We start from the raw sequence: 24928 nt of genomic DNA on the forward strand, positions 1-24928 counted from the left end.
CTAACATGATTCGATTTATTGAAGGGACCATGAAACGGTCCATTTTGATTTTGACCTGCGTTGTGTTAATTATCGCATGGGGAGCCATTTCTGCCTTTCAGATGCAGCGTGACTACCTCCCTCCTATTAATAACACGGCCCTTATGGTCACAATACAAGCAGATAACTATCAAGCTGATCAAGTCAAACAAATGATTACAGCAAAGGTTGAGGAGGCTGTCCGCTCGGTTGATAAACTGGATTATTTGGAAACCAATTCGTTTGACGGCGGTTTAATGGCAAGCCTTTACTTTCCCAATCATACGGATATGGAAAAGGCCGAAGAGGAAGTAAAAGCTTCCGTTGAAAAGGTCAAATTTCCTAACGATGTAAAAGAACCTTTGATAACAAGGGTCAGTACGAACTCCTTTCCCGTAATGAGAATAAGTTTGACAAGCGGAACTGAAAATATCGATGAAAATCTTTTGCGTACAACCCTTCAAGAAAAGGTGGCAAATGAAATCAAACGGGTTCCAGGAGTTAGGGAAGTGCGTGTCACGGGTGCCGGGAATGCCGGATACCTATTGACATTAAAAGAAGATGCACTCCACAAATACGGGTTAACACCAAAAGATATTCAATCTGCACTTACATCTATCCACCCCATTTGGCCACAGGGAACCATTAAAGAACAGGGTGGTCCAGATGGACAAATTACCATGCCAATCCGTATTACAGGCTGGACCTTAAATCAAACTGACCTGCAAAAAATAAAAATCCCGGTTAAAGGCGGAGTAGATGTAAGTTTACAAGAAGTAGCCAACATTGAGAGCAGTATCATTAATTTACAAACGGTTTCAAGGAGTGCAGGCCAACCCAGCGTTCTGTTGGATGTCTTAAAAACGCCTTCTTCCAATGTTACGGATGTAACAGCACGAATTAACGAACGGATTCAAGCCATACCCGAAGTCAAGTCAGATGCCGTAGACCTTTCAATCTTTTTGGATCAGGGACAAGAAATAAACACTTCATTAAAAGGGTTAATTAAAGAAGGACTATTGGGGATTTTGTTCTCTGTCATCTGTGTATTATTATTTTTCAGGAATGCCCGTTCAACCTTGATCATTTCCTTATCATTGCCAATCTGCCTTCTTACCACTACTGCAATCCTGAAGGCCATGGATGTCAGCTTGAATATCTTAACCATTTCCGGATTAATCGTCGCGATGGGCCGTGTGGTCGATGATTCTATTGTTGTAATCGATAATATGTACAGAAAGCAGTTGGAAACAAACAACGGCCATATGGCGGTTCAGGGATTGGCAAAGGGTGTTGTCGAAATGGTTCCTGCGATTGTTTCCTCGACAGCCACTACGGTTGCTGTGTTTTTACCTATTTCAATCATTGGCGGGATAATTAGTTCCGCATTTTCCGGATTTGCCTGGTCGGTGGTGATTTCCCTTGTGACCTCTCTTGCAGTTTCAATTATAGTCGTGCCTGCACTAGCCTATTTATTATGGAAAAAACCGCTTATAACAAAGCCAATGGATATGGAGACAAGCGCTCAAAAAATCCTCCAGTGGGTTTTCTTGAAGAAAAAATTGATTGCAACACTTACCGTCTTCCTTTTTGCCATTACAATCTTAGCGGCCACATTTCTTCCGGTCAACTTTTTTCCAAGAGGGCCGTCAAAGGATGTTGCCATTCAAATTGAACTCCCTGAAGGAGCACAGCTGTCAGATGTCGATGCCGAAGTGAAAAATATTGAAACGATCTTAAAGAATAACCATGAAGTGGACACATTTTCATCGACTCTTGGATCGAACTTTACCCCAATGTTTGATGATGTCTTTGATGAAGGCGGCGGCTGGATGCAAAAACAAAATATCGCCAATGTATCTGTTGGGATTAAAGACCAATCCGACATTGATTCTTTCGTTAAGGAATTGCGTCAGCAGCTCGGGAGACTTTCAACTACTGCGGTCTATACGGTTTCCAACCAAAATATAGCAGGAGATGATTCCAGGCTAAAAGTTATTTTAACTGGCGGAGACCAACAGGGACTCGCAGCAGCTGCTATTTTGGTTAAAAGCAAACTGCAGATGATTCCAGGATTAAGTGTAGAAGGAGCAGCGAATGATGCGGATGCACCAATAAAACATTATCTTTCACTTAATCAGGAAAAAATTCAAAGCTTGGGACTAGATGTTGATGAAGTTCTTAAACGTATTAATGGTTACCTGCCCCAAGACGACAGCCTGAAGATTTTATCAGGTAATATAGAAACTCCCATAGCTATTCATGCTGATGGCTTTAAACATAACCTAACAGCAACTGACCCTGAACCTGAAAAAACAATATTATCCAAAATGGGGCATGAAATGTTTACAGCCAAGGATGGGTCAATGGTGTCGCTTGCGGAAATAACGACGTTGGAGACAAGCATGCAAACTGTTATAAGTGAGCAGGATGGCCGTCCTTTTGCCGCCGTTACAGGTAATATTATTACAAAGGACATTGGAAAGGTAACCCAGCAAGTAAAAGAAACCATGAACGGATTAGATCTTCCCTCAGGTGTTGAGTATTCAATTGGAGGGATTTCTCAACAAGTGAAGCAGATGGTATTAGAGATGAGTCTCGCTCTTGCCCTCTCTCTTGTACTGGTCCTTATGATTATCAGTGCTGTTTTCCGAGGATGGCATGCTCCAGCATCAGTCCTTATTTGCATTCCATTGGCATTGATTGGTTCCGTGTGGAGCATGGTTCTATTCGGAATGGAATGGAATCTCGCAGCATTGATTGGAATATTAATGCTGGCAGGAATCGTGGTCACCAATGGAATAGTCCTGGTTGATAAAATTGAACGGAATTTAGCAGAAGGGATGGAGGCAAAACAGGCCATTCTGGTCGGCACCTCTTCTAGGGTCAGACCAGTGTTAATGACTGCAGGAACAACCATCCTGACCCTGCTCCCTTTAGCCTTTTCAAGCAACGGAAACACAATCGTTTCTCAAACACTAGGTATGGTCGTAATAGGCGGTATGATCAGTTCTACACTTATCAGCCTGTTGATCATTCCGATTATGTATGAATGGTTAAGTAAAAGAGCTACAAAAAATAAGGCCAAGCAAGAGTATCAAATTACCGCTTAAAAGTATTATCTATATGTCAGACATATTGGATTCACCAAGGCTCGGTACATTCCGAGCCTATTTTCTTATTCGCTTCTATACCACACCTTCATTACAATTAAGGAAAGTCCATCAAAAAATTAACAAAAGTCCATTGTTAAATTTACATTAGATTAATATTTGTAAATTAAAATTATAATCATCATATTAAAGCAGGTGCGCTTAACATGGATAGTCAAGAAAACAGCCATTTAATTACTACGTTTAGGAGTAGTATCTTTTATTCTTATTTTAAGCACTTAAATAACAGACTAAAGAAAGAGGTGTTGTATTATAAGAGATTGAAGGAATTACAAAAAATAATGAAAAATAATGCATTAGATACATTCTTTCAGCCTATTCTTAAATTAGAGTCCGGAGAAACGGTTGGATATGAAGCCTTAAATCGTCCTATTGCAACGAATCTATTTCCAAACACCGATACGTTTTATGAATTTGTTGGACAATCGAATCAAGTGTTTTTATTTGAATGTTTTTGTAGAAATATTTCTCTTAAACGTTTTATTAATCGCTTAAAAGGGAATGTCCGACAAAGAACCTCATTACTATTTATTAATATCCACCCTAATGTTTTATTAGATTCCAATTATCAAAGCGGCGAAACACTTCAGCTCTTATCTGAGCTTGGAATTGAACCAAACCAGGTTGTTTTTGAATTAACAGAGAGAAGTGCTGTTACAGATTTTGTACTGTTTGAAAAGGTCCTTTCCAATTATCGTTCCCAAGGATATCGAATCGCCATTGATGATGTTGGCTCTGGCTTCAATAGTCTTAAAACATTAATTTATCTAAAGCCTGAATTTATTAAGCTTGATAGATCCCTCATTCAAAATATCGATCAAAATATCGAGCAGCAGCACTTGGTTAAATTAATCATCGAATACGCAAAACAATCTTCTACGGAAATTATCGCCGAAGGAATAGAAAGAATGGAAGAACTTGATTTTATACGTGAACAAAGAGTACATTACGGGCAAGGATATGCACTAGGTAAACCACATGAGGAAGTAAAACCTGGGGTTCTTCCTAAGTATTCAATAAATCATCAGAAGGCAACCACTGAAGGTGAAGCCAGCTAAAACATAAAAAAGCATCGTTGGGATGCTTTTCAAATTGTCGAGAAAGGTTATTTTTATCGGCAATTTTTATTTTGTCCAAACCTAAATTACCAAATTTTTATTGATTATCCCTGCTAACGGGCCTGTTGATTTCCGCTCCGGGCACTCGCTTTCCGCGGGGAGCTCCTGGAGCCTCCTCGGCGCTTTGGCGCCTTGGGGTCTCCAGTGACCTCTATATCCCGCAGGAGTCGAGTGCCCTCCACTCCAATAAACAGGGAGGCAAATCAACCTAAGTTATGCAACACACATTTTCCATCCTTGATAAGTGTGTTGCAATCTTTTTCATATTTTGGCAGGCTGCAGTAAGAAGAGCCTGTTTATCATTTTAAAAAGAATGAGGAGATCGTATGGGCGGCCTTTGTCCTCACTATAAAAAGGTCGAACTTTTTCAAGAAGAAAAGAGAAATCAATATATTTGTCAAACGAAGAAGGTGGTCATTCATATTCACTTTGGCTTTGGCTATACTCTTTTGGCTTAAACATTAAATTCACCACTTATTTTATTGGAGTTGAAGGACTTTATTGAATACACCTGTTGATTGGCGCGGAAGGCACGAAGACTCCTGCGGGAGTACGGGGCAGGGGAGACCCCGCAGGAGCGAAGCACGAGGAGGCTCCCCGTCACGCCCTAAGGTGCGCGAAGTGCCTGGAGCGCCAATCAACAGACTTGTTGAAAAGCCTTTTATTAATAACATTGAAACGAATTAACGCGGTTAATCGTTAATGAAAGTGGATAAAAAAATGGCTATCGATAGTTTCTCGACACCCTGAAAAGCATAGTTAGGATGCTTTTTTAGTTCATTAAATATTAAAAAAGGTAAATGCTGACGCATTTACCATTTGGTGAATATTATAGATTTTTTTGTTTTCCTTCAGCGTCACGTTCTACTTTCATTTTCGTTACAGGAAGGTAACCTTGTTCTTTCAATAAAGTTGTTTGAACATCGTCACTCATTAGGTAGTCAAGGAATGCTTTTGCAATTTCTGTTGGTTCACCTTTAGTATATGAATGCTGGTATGCCCACACTGGGAATTTACCAGATTGAACGTTTTCTGCAGTTGCTTCAACGCCATCGATTGCAAGTGGAGTTACAGTATCATCAGTGAAGTAAGAGAATGCAAGGTAGCCAATAGCACCGTCTGTTTCGCTAATAATCTTTTTAACAGTGTTTGAAGAATCCTCAGTCACGCCTTCAGCAGGTGTTGCACCGTCAAGAGCAAACTTATTGAAAATAGCACGAGTACCTGAAGAGTCAGGACGGTTTACAAGAACGATTTTTTGATCTTTCCCGCCAAGTTCTTTCCAGTTTGTGATTTTACCAGTGAAAACTTTGATTAAGTCATCTTTTTTAATATCTTTAATTCCAACTTTAGGGTTAACAGCAGCAGTCATACCTACAACAGCTACTTTATGATCTTTAAGTTCACTTGCTTTATCAGGAATTTTTTCTTCAGCAAAAACGTCAGAGTTACCAATTTGAACAGATCCTTCAGATACTTGAGATAAGCCTGTACCAGATCCGCCCGCATTTACTTGAATATCAACTTTTGGATTTTTTGCCATGAATTCTTCAGCTGCCGCTGCTACTAATGGCTGCATCGCAGACGAACCAGAAACAACTAATGAACCGGAAAGTTCTTTCACTTCTTCAGTTTTAGGTTTTTCCTTGCTAGTATTTTCCTCTTTCTTATCTGTTGAAGCACTGCCTCCACAAGCTGCCATGATGACCATTAATGCTGCAAATAATGTAAGAAGGCTTAATTTTTTCAAGCTTTTCATTGCGTTGGTTCCTCCTCAGGAAGTTTGATTATATTTATTTGCCTTACACATATAAAGATAGTCCAAAAGTATTAACGTGGTTTTAATTGGTTGTAAAGGTTATGTAAAGATAAGTTAAATAATAAGAATCATGAATTTACAATTCTTCAGGCTGTCGAGAAACTATCGATAGCCATTTATTTTATCCATTTTCTTTAATGATTCTCCGTGTTAATTTGTTATAGCGTAATTAATAAAAGGCTTTTTCAACAAGTCTGTTGATTGGAGAGGAGGGCACTCGACTCCTGCGGGATATAGAGGTCACTGGAGACCCCGCAGGCGCCAAAGCGCCGAGGAGGCTCTAGGACCTCCCCGCGGAAAGCGAGTGCCCGGAGCGGAAATCAACAGGCCTGTTAGCAGGGATGATTAATAAAAATTGGATAATTCAGGTTTTGACAAAATAAAAAATTGCCGAGAAAAATACCCTTTCTCGCCAATCTGATAAATTTATTATTCTTTTTTGGATCTAAAAAAAGACGCCAAGTATAACTTTTTACTTGAACGTCCTTTTTATATATTTAGAAACTTCAACTAAAACATAAAGATCTTTTACACATCTTTCATACTGACTTAATAAACCGATTTTACAATAAGCATGAAAAACAATTTCAACATAAAAGGAGGATATCCATGTTTTTAAGACAATTTACTAACAATCGCATGATTACTATTGATTATGATACAAATGGAACTTTGAAGATACTGAAAGGTAAAGTTTGCGGTGTTAATTTAAAAGAACAAGTTCTTTTTTTAAAGGATGAAAAGCAAAAGTCCTTTTCAATTAAATTATCAGGTATTAGACATATTCATTAGCTCTATCATCATTCTAATGAACAATCTTAAGCATTTAAATCATAACGTTCTCCGGTCACAAGGTAAATAACATGCTCACCAATATTGGTTGAGTGGTCCGCAATCCTTTCGATATATCTGCATACAAATGCTAACTGATTAATTTGATTAATATGATCAGGATATTTCTGTACATATCCCATAAGCTCTTTTATAAGTTTTCCATACATTTCATCGACCTTATCGTCTTTCTTTGCACACGTCTTTGCCAGTTCGACATCTTCCGAGAGGAAAGCGTTTAAAGAATCACTTAGCATCTCCAATGCAAGATTCATCATAATCGGAATGTCGACTATTTCTTTAATATGTTTTTCTTTGCCGATATGTACCGTTGATTTTGCAATATTAACAGCATTATCAGCAATACGTTCGACCTCTGATGATATTTTTAGAGCGACAATGATTTTCCGGAGATCCCTTGCTACGGGAGATTCCTTTGCAATTAGGATAATGGCTTTATTATTAATTTCATGTTCCAAATCATCGATGATTGTATCATTTTGAATAATCTCATTTGATTTATCAATATCTTGATTTATTAGGGCATTAATACTTTCCTTAATGGCATTTTCCGATTTGCGGGCCATTTCCATCAGCATATCTTTTAATTCTTTTAAATGACTATCGAATTTTGACCTTGTATTCACTATTGTCACCCCTATTATCCAAATCTCCCTGTAATATACCCTTCAGTCCGTTCATCCCTTGGGTTCGAGAAAATCTTTGAAGTTTCATCGAGTTCAATTAATTCTCCCATTAAAAAGAAAGCTGTTTTATCCGACACTCTTGAGGCTTGCTGCATATTGTGCGTCACAATGACAATCGTATATTTTTCCTTTAGTTCCAAAATTAATTCTTCAATTTTCAAGGTGGAAATGGGATCAAGGGCCGATGTTGGCTCATCCATTAATAAGACCTCTGGTTTTGTAGCAAGAGCCCTGGCAATACACAGCCTTTGCTGCTGGCCGCCCGAAAGCCCGAGAGCAGGTGCATGTAACCTGTCCTTCACCTCATCCCACAAAGCAACGTTCATCAATGATTTCGTGACAATCTCATCCAGATGCTTCTTTTTTTTGATTCCATGGATTCTGGGTCCGTAAGCGACATTATCATAAATTGACTGTGGAAAGGGATTTCCTTTTTGAAAGACCATTCCAACCTTTTTCCGCAATTCTACCAAGTCCAATTTTTCATTTAATATATTGTGGCCATTAAAATTGATTTCCCCCGTCATCTTAACATTCGAAACATAATTAATCATCAAGTTCAACGTCTTTACAAAGGTTGACTTTCCACACCCGGAAGGACCAATCATAGCTGTGACCTCTTTTTTGATAATCGGAAAATTAATATTCTTTAATGCATGATGTTCACCATACCATAAATTAAGGTCCTTTATATCAAATACATTCCTGGTTAAGGTTGTAAACGTCACACCATTCCCCCCTTATCCGAATCTTCCCGAGATATATTCCTCTGTTTTTTTGACAGATGGATTCGTAAATATCGTATCGGTGATGTCATATTCTATCAAATCACCGCTCAGGAAGAAGGCTGTTTTATCAGAAATACGAGACGCTTGCTGCATATTATGAGTAACAATTATGATTGAATAGTCCTTTTTCAACTCCACGATAAGATCCTCAACCTTGGCATTCGAGATAGGATCCAGCGCTGAAGATGGCTCGTCAAGGAGCATGACAGTTGGCTTCATAGCGATCGTCCGAGCAATGCAGAGACGTTGCTGCTGCCCTCCAGACAGTGATAATGCGGATTTATGCAGACGATCTTTTACTTCCTCCCATAATGCTGCTTTCTGAAGACTCTCCTCAACGATTTCATCAAGCTTGCTTTTCTTTCTGATGCCTGCAAACTTCAAAGCGTGGGTGATATTATCATAAATGGATTTTGGAAATGGATTCGGCTTTTGAAAGACCATCCCGATTTCTTTCCGTAACGCTACAACATTTATTTGCTCTGATAATATATTTAGGTCATCATAGATAATTTCCCCTTCTGCCCTTGCTCCGGGTATCAAATCATTCATTCTGTTAATACTGCGCAAAAATGTCGATTTACCGCATCCAGACGGACCTATAAGGGCAGTTACTGAATTTTTCTCAATATCCATTGATATTCCATTAACAGCTCGTTTTTCTCCATAGAAAATTTCTAAGTTTTTAACATGCAAAACCATATTTTGTTGCTGATTTTCTTTACTTTGAATCAAGTCTGTTTCGGCTGGTCTTTGCTTCATTGCTGTCGCCATGTTTTTTCACCTGCTTTTATTTAGTTGCCGTGATTTTGCGATGAATCAAGCTTCCAATCCATCTTGCCAATAAATTAAAAATTAATACGGAAAGGACTAAAACGGCAGCCGCACCGCTTGAGACCTCTTCCACATCAGGAATTAAGCCTTGAGTATTGACAGCCCAAATGTGTACTGCCAAGGTCTCCGCCGGACGAAAAATATTTAATGGGGATGTGGCAGAAAAGGGGTTCCAGTTTGCATAATCAAGTCTTGGTGTAGACAAGCCGGCAGTAAATAATAATGCCGCTGCTTCCCCAAATACACGGCCCGAAGCAAGGATGATACCGGTTAAAATCGTGGGAAATGCACTAGGCAAAATTACCGTTTTAATGGTGTGCCAATGAGTAATCCCTAATGCAAGGCTGGCCTCTTTTAACTCCCGGGGAACAGACCGAATCGCATCCTCACTCACCCGCACAATGACTGGCAGATTGAATACGGTAAGAGCTAATGCCCCCCCTAAAATCGTATAACCCCATCCAGTTAAATTAACAAACATCAATAAACCAAACATTCCAATCACAATTGAAGGCAGAGAGGCTAGAACTTCGATACAAGAACGAATAGTATCAGTAATCTTTCCAGGTTTAGCATATTCCGCCATATAAATTCCTCCGCCCAACCCTAATGGGACGGCAATTACCATCGTAATGACCAAAACATACAAGGAATTGAACAATTGGTCACGGATTCCCCCTCCAGCTCTTACGTTGCTTGAGGGAGTTGTTAGGAAATCAAGCGATATATTTTTTAATCCGTTAACCAAAATATAGTAAAAAAGACTAACAAGAATTGCAATGATAATAAGTGCTATGCAATAGAACACACCAGTAGCTATTCGGTCAGCGGTTTTCGTATTCATTACAATTTCCTCCTTGCTGATAAATAACGAATGAGGAGAATAAATGCGAACGACATGACTAATAGGATCAATCCCATCGACCAAAGGGTATTATTTTCCACACTTCCATATGTAGTATGACCCATGTTTAACGTAATAATGGTTGTTAACGTGGCAGAAGCATCCAATAAGCTTGAAGGCAAATTCTTCACGTTTCCGATGACCATTTGAACTGCCAACGCTTCACCAAATGCTCTCGCCATTCCTAGTACGATGGCCGTCAGCAGTGATGGCATGGCAGCAGGAATAAGTACTTTTTTGATGGTTTGCCAACGGGTGGCACCCAAAGCAAAAGAACCTTCTCTTAAGGCCCCTGGCAGAGAACCCATTGCATCGGTAGCGATGGATGTTACTGTTGGCAAAATCATAATGGAAAGAACAATGGTTCCGGAAAGCAGGCTGAATCCAAGTCCTCCTATATTTTCCCGGATAAAAGGGACTAATACGGAAAGCCCGATGAACCCATATACAACCGAAGGAATTCCAACTAACAACTCAATAACAGGTTGTAATATTTTTCTTCCCCAGGATGAGGAAATTTCTGTCATAAAGATGGCCCCGCCAATCCCTAATGGCGCTGCAACAAGTGCCGAGAGAAAGGTGACGGCAAATGAGCCAAAAATAAATGGCAGTGTACCATATTTCGGATTAGCCTTATCCGTAGGATTCCAAGTCTTACTAGTTATGAATTCGATAAGGCTGATACCATCTTTTATAAAGGATTGGAGCCCTTTTGTCCCTAGAAATATCGTAATGGCAATAGTGGCAGAAATCATAATGACAGCACATAAGATGACCAAGGCCTTTCCCCTAAATTCCCCACCCAGCCAATCTTGGCCGGACTTCAGCAGCCTATCTTTTGCAGAACTCACTTTTTCCATATTGCACCAACCCCCTAAAACTACGTCATAAGGGTAAATGTGGTGACACATTTACCCTTTAACTGCTACATACGACCTATTTGTTTGTTTGATTACCTTTCGCGTCACGTTCTACCTTCATTTTTGTTACAGGTAAATAGCCCTGCTCTTTTAATAACTTGTTTTGAACATCAGCAGACATTAAATAGTCCAAAAATGCTTTTGTCGCACCGCTTGGTTCACCCTTGGTATAAGAGTGTTCGTACGCCCAAACTGGGAATTTGCCTGATTGGACATTTTCATCTGTTGGTTCAACGCCATCTATAGATAGTGGAGTTACTTTATCATCTGTAAAGTATGAGAAAGCTAAATAACCAACTGCACCAGCGGTTTCATTAACAATTTTTTTAACCGTGTTAGATGAATCTTCTGTAATTCCTTCCGCAGGTGTTGCTCCATCAAGAGCAAATTTATTGAATACTGCACGAGTACCTGAAGCATCAGGGCGGTTGACTAATACGATTTTTTGATCCTTACCGCCAACATCTTTCCAGTTTGTAATTTTGCCTGTAAAAACCTTAATAAGGTTTTCTTTTGAAATGTCTTTAATTCCGACACCTGGGTTAACTGCGGCAGTGATTCCAACAACCGCAACTTTATGATCCACTAATTGGTCAGCTGGAATCCCTTGTTTTTCTTCCGCGAAAACATCAGAGTTTCCGATTTGAACAGATCCTTCCGCAACCTGTGATAAACCAGTACCAGATCCGCCAGCGTTTACTTGAATATCTACTTTAGGATTATTAGCCATAAATTCTTCCGCCGCTGCCGCTACAAGGGGCTGCATGGCAGAAGAGCCAGAAACGACCAAGGAACCAGAAAGTTCTTTTCCGGCTTTATCACCGGTATCTTTAGTTGTGTCTTTTTTCGCTCCTCCGGCGCACGCAGCTGCAAATAACATTAAAGCTACAATTGTCATCAATAGGCTGATTTTTTTTAAACTTTTCATTTTCGTAAATTCCTCCCGGATAAGGTTAGTATTAGGAATAGCATCATTCCTTTTTATGATGCCTCTGCCAAAAATAAATATTTAAGTAAGATAAAAACTTTTCAAGGCAAGCAGCATTTACTACCTTTGTCCTAAAATATTCCTTGACGTTCTGTGAATTTATTTTTTCAAAAAATTGAACATTAGAAGGGAAAATAGATTAAAAAGTAAGAGAGGGATTAGCATGTCCGAAGGTGAACAAAACAAAAATAAGGCTAAGGAAGTAAATCAATATTTAAGTCAAAAATTTAAAGATTATAGTGCAAGATACTCTCAGGTAAATTCCGAAACAGAAAAGGCTAATCAAGAAATTCAGGAACAATTCTATGGAGAAAAAGAAGACAATCTTCTTCCTTTTCATGTTGATAGTAACAATCCTCCCATAAAAAAATAGCAAGCGTTAGATCAAATGTATGGGACGGTTCTTCTGTCTCCTTTTGGGGGAAACCGGTAAAACCCGTCTCCGCATCAAGTTACGCCCAAATACAAAAAAAAGACGGCTCTTTTGCTTCAAAAACTGAAGCAAAAGAACCGTCCCCATGCCTTACTCCACTGTTACCGACTTCGCGAGGTTACGTGGTTTGTCGACGTCGCAGTCGCGGTGAAGGGCTGCGTAGTAGGCAAGGATTTGTAATGGTATGACAGAGATAAGTGGTGTTAATAATTCGTGCACTTCTGGAATGACGAAGCTGTCTTCGTCCATGTTAAGTCCGTTCATTGAGATAATGCATGGATTGGCGCCGCGGGCAACAACTTCCTTCACATTGCCGCGAATGCTTAAATTCACGCTTTCCTGAGTGGCAAGAGCAACGACCGGAGTACCTTCTTCGATTAAGGCAATCGTTCCATGCTTTAACTCCCCGCCAGCAAAGCCCTCTGCTTGAATATAAGAAATTTCCTTAAGCTTCAAGGCACCTTCTAAGCCAACATAAAAGTCAATGCCGCGGCCGATAAAGAAAGCATTCCGTGTGACTGAGAAGAATTCACGGGCAATGACTTCAAGTATTTCCTTAGAGTCACATAGAACATCCATCGCATTAGCAACTAAGCCAAGCTCATGAATCAGATCAAAGCCAACTTCTAAACTGCGGCTCTTCGCTGTCACTTCGGCTAAAATTGCAAGAACTGCCAACTGTGCTGTATAAGCCTTAGTCGAAGCTACAGCGATTTCCGGACCTGCATGCAGCAATAAGGTATAATCCGCTTCACGTGACAATGTCGATCCAGGCACGTTTGTAATCGTCAACGCCGGATAGCCCATTTCTTTTACCTGAACGAGTACGGCACGGCTGTCGGCAGTCTCACCGCTTTGTGAAATGAACACAAACAATGGCTTTTCAGATAAAAGCGGCATATTGTAGCCAAATTCGCTGGAGATATGAACCTCAACTGGAATCTTCGCCATTTTTTCAATGAACTGCTTACCCACAAGTCCAGCGTGATAAGAAGTCCCCGCAGCAATGATATATACGCGGTCCGAAGCGTTTACAGCATCAATGATGTCGCGGTCAATCACAAGCTTGCCCTGCTCATCTTGATAATGTTGAATGATTTTACGAACAACAGCAGGCTGCTCATCAATTTCCTTCAACATATAGTGAGGGTATGTTCCCTTTTCAATATCGCTGGCATCAAGCTCGGCTGTGTATGGCGCACGGCTGATGACTTCTCCATCTAAGTTTTGAATGGTCACAACATCTTTTGTTACAATGACGATTTCTTTATCCATTAATTCAACAAACTGATCGGTTACTTGGAGCATCGCCATGGCATCGCTTGCGACTACATTGAAGCCGTCCCCTAGGCCGACAAGCAGCGGGCTTTTATTTTTTGCTACATAAATGGTGTTGTTGTCTTCTGCATCCAAAAGAGCTAATGCATAAGAGCCATGCAAAAGTGTCAATGTTTTGCGGAAAGCCTCTAATACGCTCAGGCCTTCGTTTGCAAACTTCTCGACAAGCTGCACAATGACTTCTGTATCGGTTTCACTTTTGAAAGAAACATCCGCTAAATATTCGTGCTTTAGCAGATCATAGTTTTCGATGACGCCGTTATGAACAAGCGTAAAGCGGCCGGATGCGCTTTGATGCGGGTGGGAATTTCCTCTGCTTGGAACCCCGTGTGTTGCCCAACGTGTATGGCCAATTCCAACGTGTGCCAATACATCTTCATCGACAATGCTACGAAGGTCAGCGATGCGGCCTTTTTCCTTAAAAATTTGAATCCCGTCTTCGTTTTTAACAGCTATACCTGCTGAATCATAGCCTCTATATTCAAGCTTTTCTAAGCCTTTTAGTAAAATTTCTTTCGAATCTAGATTTCCAATATATCCAACAATTCCGCACATATTAATTCTTTTCCTCCCTGATATAGGGGGCAAGAAGCTTTGGAGGCGTACCTGCCCCCTTATCTCTGTTTTTTATAGGTATCTGTCTATACCTTTTTCAACATTATTTTAGTATGTGCATTTTCTCCCCTTTGTGCACCGAGTTGCCTCCGTGTTTTAAGGAAGAAATTGACGGTTGTGCGTTTCAACCGGGAGGTATCCGCCGAACATTTCGATAATCCTCCACCTCGTCAACTAGCCAAACCCTCTTTCGGCTAGTTCTGGCGCTTTTGTAAAACAACTGTCCTACCGCTGCCCCCCTTCCAATAACATTGCTTTATTAAACAAAGCAAGTTAATAGTACATGATACGCATTGGTTCGTCAACTTAAAACTTTATGGCAAAATTTAAACCATACATAATAAAATATGCATAAGGAAATTAGATGTTCCCTTATGCATATAGCGAATTTTATTCTTCGTTTAAACCCATTTCCGCCTTAACAACAGCTGCAATGCGGTTCACATATTCTTCGCAAAGCTCCTCTGAAGATGCCTCTGCCATTACGCGGACAAGCGGTTCTGTTCCTGACGGACGAACAAGAATGCGTCCGTTTCCAGCCATTTCGCTTTCCACCTGTGCAATAATCTCTTTTACCTTTTCATTATCGGTTACATGGTGTTTGTCTGTAACCCTAATATTGACAAGTTTCTGCGGGTATTTTTTCATTTCGGCCGCTAGTTCTGAAAGCTTCTTTTGAGTTGCTTTCATAATATTCACTAACTGCAGGCCTGTTAATAAACCATCACCAGTCGTATTATAATCAAGGAAAATAATATGACCGGATTGCTCACCGCCAAGGTTATAGTTATTTTTCTTCATTTCCTCGACAACATAGCGGTCACCCACTGCCGTAGGGACACTTTGAATGGCTTGGCTTTCTACTGCTTTATAAAAACCAAGGTTGCTCATGACGGTTGAAACTATCGTATTATGCTTTAATCGGCCCTGTTCCTTCATGTATTTTCCACAGATATAAAGGATATGGTCGCCATCAACGATGTTCCCTTTTTCATCAATCGCAATTAGGCGGTCACCGTCGCCGTCAAAGGCCAAACCAACGTCCGCCCCTTTTTCCTTCAACAAAGCAGCCAGCGCTTCCGGATGGGTTGAACCCACACCGGCATTAATATTTAAGCCATTGGGAGCTGCTCCCATCGTCGACAAATCTGCATCCAAATCAGCAAACAAATGCATCGCCAATGAAGATGTGGCACCGTGGGCGCAGTCTAAGGCAACGTGGATACCGGAAAAATCTTCGTCCACCGTATTCTTTAAATATTGCAGGTATTTTTGTCCGCCTTCGAAATAGTCCATGACAAGACCAAGGTCGGCCCCTGTCGGACGCGGCAGCTGATCATCTGACAGGTCCATCAAACCTTCAATTTCTAATTCCTGCTCATCGGATAGTTTAAAACCATCCGGGCCGAAAAATTTAATTCCGTTATCTGCAACAGGATTATGAGAGGCAGAAATCATAACACCTGCCTGTGCACCTAAAGCTTTAGTCAAATAGGCAACACCTGGTGTGGAAATAACACCAAGGCGCATAACTTCGGCTCCAATCGAAAGCAAACCGGCGACAAGGGCGCCTTCTAGCATATGCCCGGAAATCCGGGTATCACGTCCAATTAAAACCTTTGGACGGGCATGTTCTTTTGTTAACACATATCCGCCAAACCGGCCTAGTTTAAAGGCCAGCTCCGGAGTTAATTCGCTGTTTGCGACTCCACGTACTCCGTCGGTTCCAAAATATTTTCCCATTCTATTATCCGCTCCTTCTATATCTATTGCTCCGAATTAAGCATTGTTTGTTATCGTTATTTTTGCTGTAGATTTATCAGGCTTATAATTAACATTCGGCGGGCCATCAATATGAATATTCACTTCATGATTTCCTTCCGGAAGGCTTGAGAGATCAACATATGCGTTAAAATCTTCAGGTCTGAGACCGCTTAGGGCAGTGCTTGGCCCATTTACGATTAAATTAATCACTTTGTTTGCCGGGTCGGTAATGTCCGCTTTCAAATTAGGCCCCAAGCCTTTAATCTTAAGCGGCACTCCGGATACAGTTGTTTCCGCCTGCTTGCTCACCTTTACAGTGGCTTTTACCATTTGCGGGGTTACCTTCGAGATGCCATTTGAAATAATAACAGGCAAATCCAATGTCGTATTATCATTTATTTTACTAACATCCATTTCTACCCTGACACTTTCGGTATTTTTTAATATATCTTCATCCCCTGTGATGACAGCCTCCGCTGTATCTAGGTCGATGGATTCTATTGTCACGCCGGATGGCGGCGAACCTTTTCTAACTATATTGATAGGTACCGTTTTAGCTGTTTCTTTGATTGGAAGTGTGACCTTAACGGTTTCCGGTTCCACCGTTACATCCAGTTTATTTAAATCCTTATCAAGAACCTGAATCCGAGCCGTTTTTGTTGTGGTTTCCTTCAGTTTTTCTTTTTCCTCAATGACAGCCTTAACATACGTAATTCGATCGATTTCACTTTTGGCTCCAGTAATTTTCACTCTTTTCGGTTCCACTGCTGGGGTTCCTGCAGCATATCCATCTTCAATTTGGCCTGGGTTATACTCTGCCTCAACCTTAAATTCCTTTGCTATTTTTTCCTGTATGGTTACATAAACGGAGTTCGGCTTAATGGAAGCCTGCAATTTATCGGATAAATCCTTAACCTTCAGATTCACCTTCTGCCGTCCTATTTTGGCATTTGTTAAATCCACATAAACCTCAAAGTTTCTTAAAGCCTTGGCCGATTGAATATGCGTGATCGGCCCTTTGAGGTCCACATCGACTGTATATGGTACTCCCGTGACGACTAGATTTTCAGTATCATAATAAATCTTTACCGGAATATCTTTTATGGTCTCACTCGTTTGCTCCCCAGGCACATAAACATCTTTCCCGGCATGCGGAACCGAGGAGTATAACAAAACCGCCAATAGAAGCGCCAAGATTTTTATAAACCATGGGGTATCCATTAATTTATCCATTGCTTTTTCCCCTCCAGTTCCAACGAGCTGAAGAAGCTTGTTTTGTTTTGTGCTGATCCAGCAGTTCATTTGTCAGTATTTCGCGAAATTCATCCGCTTTTAAATCACGGTGCAGTTCACCGTTTTTGGTAAGCGAGATGGCGCCCGTTTCCTCCGATACGACAACCGTGATACTGTCCGTCACTTCGCTTATTCCTAAAGCCGCCCTATGCCGGGTTCCCAATTCTTTTGAAATAAAGGGGCTTTCCGATAAAGGCAGATAACACGCCGCTGCCGCCACATTATTTCTTTGGATAATGACTGCGCCGTCATGAAGCGGTGTATTCGGAATGAAGATATTGATCAGCAATTCAGAAGAAATTCTTGAATTTAATCCAATACCGGTTTCTATGTAATCGCTCATCCCTGTTTCTCTTTCAATCGAGATAAGGGCGCCAATCCTCCGTTTCGCCATATAATCTGTTGCTTTCATAATGGCTTCCACTGTTTTCTCCTGATCCTCATCTTCAGGATTGTTTGACCTGGAGAAAAACCGGCCTCTTCCCAACTGCTCAAGAGCCCTTCTAAGCTCTGGCTGAAAAATAATGATAATGGCCAGGAATCCGTAGGTAATGACCTGCTCCATCATCCAACTCAAGGTGGTCAGCCCGAAAAAATCACTGGCGACCTTCACAAGCAGAATAACAAAAATTCCTTTTAAAAGCTGAACCGCTTTGGTTCCTTTAATAATATTAATTAATTTATAAATGACATACCAGACAAGGACAATATCAATTGTACTCGATATATACTTCCAGAATGTCCAATCGGCAAACGGCATGGTTTTTCCTCCGTAAATTTGCTAGTAAAACAATATAACCAATACATTATATCACAAACTAAACTTGTACTTATTATATGTTACTGTTTAAAAAAACAAATCACTCCATTTTGAGTGATTTGTCATTTATTTAGTTTCCGTCTGGTCAAAAACACCTACTACGTCTTTGGCTGTTTTTTTCATCTGGTACCAGATCCAATCAAACACTTCGTTTACTACCTCAATATCGCCCGTAACATGGCCCGCAGAAGCGAGGTACTTTTCCCCATTGATGACAGTCGCATCTCCCTGGATTTCTCCTTCTATTCTGAGTGTTCCATTTCGGACGACAACGTCCCCCTTGACAACTTCTCCCTTTGGGACAATGACCGTGTTGTTTTTGACAATTAAATTCCGTTGTTTTGTCACAGAGAACTCCCGCTCATGATTCCACGTTGACATCAGGCTGCCACCCATTAAGACAACAAATAAGGATGCGGCCGTCAGAATTGGGTGATTCTTAAACCAGCGTGTCATTAGTACCTTCTTCTTTTCTTTCGGCAGACGCGCCAAAACATTGGCTGTAAAATTGGCTGGGGCCTGCATATTTGAAACGCTTTTGACAAAAGCGATCGTTTTCTTCAGTTCGTAAAAAATCGTTTCACAGTCTTTGCAGTTTTGGAGGTGTAGTCGTAAAACCTTCTCCTTTTCTAAATCAATTTCTTCGTCCAAGTATTCGTGCATGAGTTCGATGATATGGTCTGGACACATTCTTGTTTCACCTCTTTTTTTACACATACCTTAATTGTTGTTTCAACGCTTCCCGTCCGCGGTGAATTCTTGTTTTGACTGTTCCAACCGGAAGGTCGAGAATTTCACTTATTTCGTTTAAGGACAAATCCTCCATATATTTTAATACGATAGCTGACCGATATTTTTCGGGGAGTTTTAAAATTTCCTTTTGAACTGTCTCCTGCAGTTCCATGCTTTCTAATTCCTTTTCCGGCAGTTCGGTATTGGATGGAATCTGCGAATACATCGACAGCCCTTCCGTACCGGCCACCTCTGCATCTAAATAATGGTCCGGTTTCTTTTTGCGCATCCGGTCGATACAAAGATTGGTGGCAATTCGAAAAAGCCACGTGGAGAACTTTAAATCTTGGTTAAAGGATTTTATATTCACATAGGCGCGGATGAAGGCTTCTTGTGCTGCATCCTCAGCCTCATGCCGGTTCCCAAGCATTCGAAAGCAAAGCTGAAAAACACTGTTTTTATATATTTCAACAATTTCCCCAAATGCGTCTTGGTCGCCTTTAATGACTTGTTTTATTCTCTTTTTTACTATAGCTTCCATTAAATTACCTCAGCTCCAATGCTGCTACCCGATATACGTATCGTTAGCAAAAAGGTTTCGTTTTAGGTAAAAAAAGTTCTCAATACCTATAATTTTAACAAAGTATTAGTAAAAATTGCTAAAAGAATTCATAGAGGTGCTAATAGTAATGTTACATTGGAATTATGAACGTTTTGTGGAGGAATAATAAATGAATTGTAAAAATTGCAGCTGTAGAAAAAAATTAGCAGCTGCCCTTGTTTCGGCAGCTGCTGTGTGGTTTTTATAGAAGTTTTTCGCCAAATAATGACCCCATTAGTCCGACAGCGATGGAGGCGGTTTTATTTTTTTCATCGAGAATAGGATTAACCTCAACAAATTCTGCGGAGGTAATTAATTTTGATTCCTCGAGCATTTCCATAGCAAGATGGCTTTCGCGGTAGCTGATTCCACCCATTACCGGTGTCCCAACGCCTGGGCATTCGCTTGGATCTAGGCCATCGAGGTCAAGCGATAGGTGAACACCATCGGTTCTTTCCTTGAGGTAAGCGATTGTTTCTTCCATCACCTTTGCCATTCCCAGGCGATCGATTTCGTGCATGGTGTAAACCTTGATGCCTCTTTCTTTAATTAGAATCCGTTCTCCTTCATCAAGGGAGCGGGCTCCGATAATGACGACATTCTCAGGCTTCACTTTTGGTGCATAGCCGCCGATATTAGTTAATAATGGATGTCCCAAGCCAATGCTGACCGCAAGAGGCATACCATGGATATTTCCGGATGGGCTTGTTTCTGCTGTATTCAGGTCACCATGGGCATCGTACCAGATGACACCAAGGCTTTGATAATGCTTAGCCACACCTGCTAATGTGCCGATGGCAATACTATGATCACCGCCAAGAACAAGCGGGAACCAGCCTTCATTAACGGCCTCATCAACCTTTTCTGAAAGTAGAGTATTTTTTTCTGCAACCAGGTCTAAGTTTCTTAGATTGGATTCTTTATCGACGACAACCTCTGGTCTTCCAATTGGAATATCTCCCATGTCATGGATTTCTGAAAATAATGGCTTTAGGCGTTCGTTGATACCAGCATATCGAATGGCACTTGGTCCCATATCAACCCCGCGGCGCATCTGCCCCAAGTCCATAGGCATTCCAATAATCGAAAGTTTCTTTTTCATTATGTCTCCTCCTAATTGTCTATGCCTCTATTTTAACCGCTTTCATACTGATGACTCAACTCGACAGAAATTTGTATATATATGCGCGTGGCGGGGGGAGGAGACATTTAAATGTTGGCGGAATTGGTGCGTGTGTTCTTAATAAATGGGATATAGGACAAAACAACAGCTTGATATCGAAAAATGCCCTTCATACACTTGATGAAGGACATTTTGGAATCCTAGATACTGGGGAATGGCCTTCATTAGCCCGATGAAGGACAAAATGATACCTTGGATAACGGAAAATGTCCCTCATAACCCCGATGAAGGACAAAATGATATCCTGGATAACGACAAATGTCCTTCATGACCCCGATGAAGGACAAAATGATATCCTGGATAACGACAAATGTCCTTCATAACGCCCATGAAGGACAAAATGATATGCCGGATAACAGAAAATGTCCTTCATAAACCGTCATTTTAAAAAAATAAAAACCCGAGGATGCAATATCCCGGGTTTCTCGTAAAAATTATGAGCCATGAAGGACTCGAACCTTCGACCCTCTGATTAAAAGTCAGATGCTCTACCGACTGAGCTAATGGCTCACTATCATTGCTCAAACTACCTCTCGGTACTTTTCGCAAAATCCTCTGAAGATAATTCAGCGATGTTTTGATTTGGCTGGGCTAGCAGGATTCGAACCTACGAATGACGGAGTCAAAGTCCGTTGCCTTACCGCTTGGCTATAGCCCAATAATGTAATATTTCTAGCTTGTCCAAATATCGAAAAAATATAAATGGTGGAGGGGGACGGATTCGAACCGCCGAACCCTGAGGGAGCGGATTTACAGTCCGCCGCGTTTAGCCACTTCGCTACCCCTCCACAAAAAGTGGTGCCGGCTAAAGGACTTGAACCCTCAACCTACTGATTACAAGTCAGTTGCTCTACCAATTGAGCTAAGCCGGCATAATAATATGGTGGAGGATGACGGGATCGAACCGCCGACCCTCTGCTTGTAAGGCAGATGCTCTCCCAGCTGAGCTAATCCTCCAATAAATGGTGACCCCTACGGGATTCGAACCCGTGTTACCGCCGTGAAAGGGCGGTGTCTTAACCGCTTGACCAAGGGGCCATATTCTATTATAAAAATCAGGTAAGCTTCCAAGCGGGCTCGAACCGCTGACCTCTTCCTTACCATGGAAGTGCTCTACCTACTGAGCTATGGAAGCACAGCTATCTTTGTTGGTAAAAATAAAATGGCTCCGCAGGTAGGACTCGAACCTACGACCGATCGGTTAACAGCCGATAGCTCTACCACTGAGCTACTGCGGAATAATGAAATGCCTGGCAGCGTCCTACTCTCACAGGGGCTTTCGCCCCAACTACCATCGGCGCTGAGAAACTTAACTTCCGTGTTCGGGATGGGAACGGGTGTGACCTTCTCGCCATTGCCGCCAGACTTTATATTAGACACTTTATTATTATAGTGTCTTTTTTATATTTTTCAAGAGGAAATTTAAAATTTTTCATTCCCTCAAAACTAGATAATGCAGAAGAAGTATAGTAAAAACGAGTTTGCCTTACTTAATATGACTTGGTTAAGTCCTCGATCGATTAGTATCAGTCAGCTCCACACGTCACCGCGCTTCCACCTCTGACCTATCAACCTGATCATCTTTCAGGGATCTTACTAGCTTGACGCTATGGGAAATCTCATCTCGAGGGGGGCTTCATGCTTAGATGCTTTCAGCACTTATCCCGTCCGCACATAGCTACCCAGCGATGCCTTTGGCAAGACAACTGGTACACCAGCGGTGCGTCCATCCCGGTCCTCTCGTACTAAGGACAGCTCCTCTCAAATTTCCTGCGCCCACGACGGATAGGGACCGAACTGTCTCACGACGTTCTGAACCCAGCTCGCGTACCGCTTTAATGGGCGAACAGCCCAACCCTTGGGACCGACTACAGCCCCAGGATGCGATGAGCCGACATCGAGGTGCCAAACCTCCCCGTCGATGTGGACTCTTGGGGGAGATAAGCCTGTTATCCCCAGGGTAGCTTTTATCCGTTGAGCGATGGCCCTTCCATGCGGAACCACCGGATCACTAAGCCCGACTTTCGTCCCTGCTCGACTTGTAGGTCTCGCAGTCAAGCTCCCTTGTGCCTTTACACTCTGCGAATGATTTCCAACCATTCTGAGGGAACCTTTGGGCGCCTCCGTTACATTTTAGGAGGCGACCGCCCCAGTCAAACTGCCCACCTGACACTGTCTCCCACCCCGATAAGGGGTGCGGGTTAGAATTTCAATACAGCCAGGGTAGTATCCCACCGACGCCTCCACCGAAGCTGGCGCTCCGGCTTCTCAGGCTCCTACCTATCCTGTACAAGCTGTACCAAAATTCAATATCAGGCTACAGTAAAGCTCCATGGGGTCTTTCCGTCCTGTCGCGGGTAACCTGCATCTTCACAGGTACTATAATTTCACCGAGTCTCTCGTTGAGACAGTGCCCAGATCGTTACGCCTTTCGTGCGGGTCGGAACTTACCCGACAAGGAATTTCGCTACCTTAGGACCGTTATAGTTACGGCCGCCGTTTACTGGGGCTTCGATTCAGAGCTTCGCTTGCGCTAACCCCTCCTCTTAACCTTCCAGCACCGGGCAGGCGTCAGCCCCTATACTTCGCCTTGCGGCTTTGCAGAGACCTGTGTTTTTGCTAAACAGTCGCCTGGGCCTATTCACTGCGGCTCTTCGGGGCTATTCACCCCAAAAAGCACCCCTTCTCCCGAAGTTACGGGGTCATTTTGCCGAGTTCCTTAACGAGAGTTCTCTCGCTCACCTTAGGATTCTCTCCTCGCCTACCTGTGTCGGTTTGCGGTACGGGCACCTTTTATCTCGCTAGAGGCTTTTCTTGGCAGTGTGGAATCAGGAACTTCGGTACTATAATTCCCTCGGCATCACAGCTCAGCCTTAAGGTGAACGGATTTTCCTATTCACCAGCCTAACTGCTTACACGCACATATCCAGCAGTGCGCTTACCCTATCCTCCTGCGTCCCCCCATCACTCAAACGATAAAGAGGTGGTACAGGAATATCAACCTGTTGTCCATCGCCTACGCCTTTCGGCCTCGGCTTAGGTCCCGACTAACCCTGAGCGGACGAGCCTTCCTCAGGAAACCTTAGGCATACGGTGGATGAGATTCTCACTCATCTTTCGCTACTCATACCGGCATTCTCACTTCTAAGCGCTCCACCAGTCCTTACGGTCTAGCTTCAACGCCCTTAGAACGCTCTCCTACCGCGGACACCATAAGGTGTCCACCCACAGCTTCGGTGATACGTTTAGCCCCGGTACATTTTCGGCGCAGAGTCACTCGACCAGTGAGCTATTACGCACTCTTTAAATGGTGGCTGCTTCTAAGCCAACATCCTGGTTGTCTAAGCAACTCCACATCCTTTTCCACTTAACGTATACTTTGGGACCTTAGCTGGTGGTCTGGGCTGTTTCCCTTTTGACTACGGATCTTATCACTCGCAGTCTGACTCCCACGGATAAGTCATTGGCATTCGGAGTTTGTCTGAATTCGGTAACCCGATGAGGGCCCCTAGTCCAAACAGTGCTCTACCTCCAAGACTCTAACTACGTGAGGCTAGCCCTAAAGCTATTTCGGAGAGAACCAGCTATCTCCAAGTTCGATTGGAATTTCTCCGCTACCCACACCTCATCCCCGCACTTTTCAACGTGCGTGGGTTCGGGCCTCCATCCAGTGTTACCTGGACTTCACCCTGGACATGGGTAGATCACCTGGTTTCGGGTCTACGACTACATACTATTTCGCCCTATTCAGACTCGCTTTCGCTGCGGCTCCGTCTCTTCAACTTAACCTCGCATGCAATCGTAACTCGCCGGTTCATTCTACAAAAGGCACGCCATCACCCATGAACGGGCTCTGACTACTTGTAGGCACACGGTTTCAGGATCTCTTTCACTCCCCTTCCGGGGTGCTTTTCACCTTTCCCTCACGGTACTGGTTCACTATCGGTCACTAGGGAGTATTTAGCCTTGGGAGATGGTCCTCCCTGCTTCCGACCGGATTTCACGTGTCCGGCCGTACTCAGGATCCACTCAGGAGGGAACGAAGTTTC

General features: G+C 42.3%; 18 protein-coding genes, 8 tRNA genes and 2 rRNA genes. 4 read left to right on the top strand and 24 right to left on the bottom strand.

The window, feature by feature from the left end:
- Window positions 1-5 precede the first annotated feature (5 nt).
- Complete coding sequence (locus KHA99_RS28925; protein ID WP_213120973.1) at window positions 6-3131, top strand: efflux RND transporter permease subunit; 3126 nt, start codon at window positions 6-8, stop codon at window positions 3129-3131.
- Window positions 3132-3337: 206 nt separating this feature from the next.
- Window positions 3338-4249 carry an EAL domain-containing protein gene (locus tag KHA99_RS28930; RefSeq protein WP_213120974.1) on the top strand — a complete coding sequence of 304 codons (912 nt, stop codon included), beginning with the start codon at window positions 3338-3340 and terminating at the stop codon, window positions 4247-4249.
- Between the two features lie 889 nt (window positions 4250-5138).
- Here the strand turns inward: KHA99_RS28930 and KHA99_RS28935 are convergent.
- Complete coding sequence (locus KHA99_RS28935) at window positions 5139-6068, bottom strand: phosphate ABC transporter substrate-binding protein (RefSeq protein WP_213120975.1); 930 nt, start codon at window positions 6066-6068, stop codon at window positions 5139-5141.
- A gap of 669 nt (window positions 6069-6737) precedes the next feature.
- On the opposite strand from KHA99_RS28935, the gene KHA99_RS28940 reads away from it, so the two are divergent.
- A complete protein-coding gene (locus tag KHA99_RS28940; protein WP_213120976.1) occupies window positions 6738-6920 on the top strand; it encodes a hypothetical protein in 183 nt (60 codons plus the stop codon).
- Between the two features lie 26 nt (window positions 6921-6946).
- Here the strand turns inward: KHA99_RS28940 and phoU are convergent, their stop codons facing one another.
- From phoU to KHA99_RS28970, 6 genes are all read right to left on the bottom strand, one after another.
- A complete protein-coding gene (gene phoU / locus KHA99_RS28945; RefSeq protein WP_213120977.1) occupies window positions 6947-7606 on the bottom strand; it encodes a phosphate signaling complex protein PhoU in 660 nt (219 codons plus the stop codon).
- Between the two features lie 14 nt (window positions 7607-7620).
- A complete protein-coding gene (gene pstB / locus KHA99_RS28950; protein ID WP_213120978.1) occupies window positions 7621-8394 on the bottom strand; it encodes a phosphate ABC transporter ATP-binding protein PstB in 774 nt (257 codons plus the stop codon).
- A 12-nt stretch (window positions 8395-8406) separates the two neighbouring features.
- Window positions 8407-9216 (bottom strand): phosphate ABC transporter ATP-binding protein PstB, encoded by an 810-nt coding sequence (pstB, locus tag KHA99_RS28955; protein ID WP_213120991.1) that lies wholly within the window; start codon window positions 9214-9216, stop codon window positions 8407-8409.
- Between the two features lie 28 nt (window positions 9217-9244).
- A complete protein-coding gene (gene pstA, locus KHA99_RS28960) occupies window positions 9245-10132 on the bottom strand; it encodes a phosphate ABC transporter permease PstA (protein ID WP_213120979.1) in 888 nt (295 codons plus the stop codon).
- A complete protein-coding gene (pstC, locus tag KHA99_RS28965) occupies window positions 10132-11052 on the bottom strand; it encodes a phosphate ABC transporter permease subunit PstC (protein WP_213120980.1) in 921 nt (306 codons plus the stop codon). Before pstC ends, pstA begins: the two co-directional genes overlap by 1 nt.
- Window positions 11053-11128: 76 nt before the next feature.
- Complete coding sequence (locus KHA99_RS28970; protein WP_213120981.1) at window positions 11129-12040, bottom strand: phosphate ABC transporter substrate-binding protein; 912 nt, start codon at window positions 12038-12040, stop codon at window positions 11129-11131.
- A gap of 223 nt (window positions 12041-12263) precedes the next feature.
- Between KHA99_RS28970 and KHA99_RS28975 the strand changes: the two genes are divergently transcribed.
- Complete coding sequence (locus tag KHA99_RS28975; RefSeq protein WP_213120982.1) at window positions 12264-12473, top strand: hypothetical protein; 210 nt, start codon at window positions 12264-12266, stop codon at window positions 12471-12473.
- A 150-nt stretch (window positions 12474-12623) separates the two neighbouring features.
- On the opposite strand, the gene glmS is transcribed toward KHA99_RS28975, so the two are convergent.
- From glmS to KHA99_RS29060, 17 genes are all read right to left on the bottom strand, one after another.
- Window positions 12624-14426, bottom strand: a complete 1803-nt coding sequence (gene glmS, locus KHA99_RS28980) for a glutamine--fructose-6-phosphate transaminase (isomerizing) (protein ID WP_213120983.1) — start codon at window positions 14424-14426, stop codon at window positions 12624-12626.
- Between the two features lie 450 nt (window positions 14427-14876).
- Window positions 14877-16229: a phosphoglucosamine mutase gene (gene glmM, locus KHA99_RS28985; RefSeq protein WP_213120984.1), complete on the bottom strand. Its 1353-nt coding sequence runs from the start codon at window positions 16227-16229 to the stop codon at window positions 14877-14879.
- 36 nt (window positions 16230-16265) lie between these two features.
- Window positions 16266-17483: a CdaR family protein gene (locus tag KHA99_RS28990; RefSeq protein WP_213120985.1), complete on the bottom strand. Its 1218-nt coding sequence runs from the start codon at window positions 17481-17483 to the stop codon at window positions 16266-16268.
- The gene (gene cdaA / locus KHA99_RS28995; RefSeq protein WP_213120986.1) at window positions 17476-18303 is read right to left on the bottom strand and encodes a diadenylate cyclase CdaA; all 828 of its coding nucleotides are present in this window, start codon (window positions 18301-18303) and stop codon (window positions 17476-17478) included. The genes KHA99_RS28990 and cdaA overlap by 8 nt, the downstream gene beginning before the upstream one ends.
- A gap of 126 nt (window positions 18304-18429) precedes the next feature.
- Window positions 18430-19053 (bottom strand): anti-sigma factor family protein, encoded by a 624-nt coding sequence (locus KHA99_RS29000; RefSeq protein WP_213120987.1) that lies wholly within the window; start codon window positions 19051-19053, stop codon window positions 18430-18432.
- 19 nt (window positions 19054-19072) lie between these two features.
- The gene (gene sigW, locus KHA99_RS29005; RefSeq protein ID WP_213120988.1) at window positions 19073-19636 is read right to left on the bottom strand and encodes an RNA polymerase sigma factor SigW; all 564 of its coding nucleotides are present in this window, start codon (window positions 19634-19636) and stop codon (window positions 19073-19075) included.
- Window positions 19637-19898: 262 nt separating this feature from the next.
- Window positions 19899-20798 carry an arginase gene (gene rocF / locus KHA99_RS29010; protein ID WP_213120989.1) on the bottom strand — a complete coding sequence of 300 codons (900 nt, stop codon included), beginning with the start codon at window positions 20796-20798 and terminating at the stop codon, window positions 19899-19901.
- 518 nt (window positions 20799-21316) lie between these two features.
- A tRNA-Lys gene (locus KHA99_RS29015) sits at window positions 21317-21389 on the bottom strand.
- Between the two features lie 73 nt (window positions 21390-21462).
- Window positions 21463-21537, bottom strand: a tRNA-Gln gene (locus tag KHA99_RS29020).
- Window positions 21538-21582: 45 nt separating this feature from the next.
- Window positions 21583-21667, bottom strand: a tRNA-Tyr gene (locus tag KHA99_RS29025).
- Window positions 21668-21675: 8 nt separating this feature from the next.
- Window positions 21676-21751, bottom strand: a tRNA-Thr gene (locus tag KHA99_RS29030).
- A gap of 9 nt (window positions 21752-21760) precedes the next feature.
- A tRNA-Val gene (locus KHA99_RS29035) sits at window positions 21761-21836 on the bottom strand.
- Between the two features lie 6 nt (window positions 21837-21842).
- Window positions 21843-21917, bottom strand: a tRNA-Glu gene (locus tag KHA99_RS29040).
- A gap of 24 nt (window positions 21918-21941) precedes the next feature.
- Window positions 21942-22014: transfer RNA gene (locus KHA99_RS29045), tRNA-Thr, on the bottom strand.
- Window positions 22015-22042: 28 nt separating this feature from the next.
- Window positions 22043-22117: transfer RNA gene (locus KHA99_RS29050), tRNA-Asn, on the bottom strand.
- 10 nt (window positions 22118-22127) lie between these two features.
- Window positions 22128-22244 (bottom strand): 5S ribosomal RNA (gene rrf / locus KHA99_RS29055).
- Window positions 22245-22379: 135 nt separating this feature from the next.
- Window positions 22380-24928, bottom strand: a 23S ribosomal RNA gene (locus tag KHA99_RS29060); the annotation flags it as partial.

The sequence above is a fragment of the Neobacillus rhizophilus genome (genome assembly GCF_018343535.1).
GTDB classification, from domain to species: Bacteria; Bacillota; Bacilli; order Bacillales; family Cytobacillaceae; genus Neobacillus; species Neobacillus rhizophilus.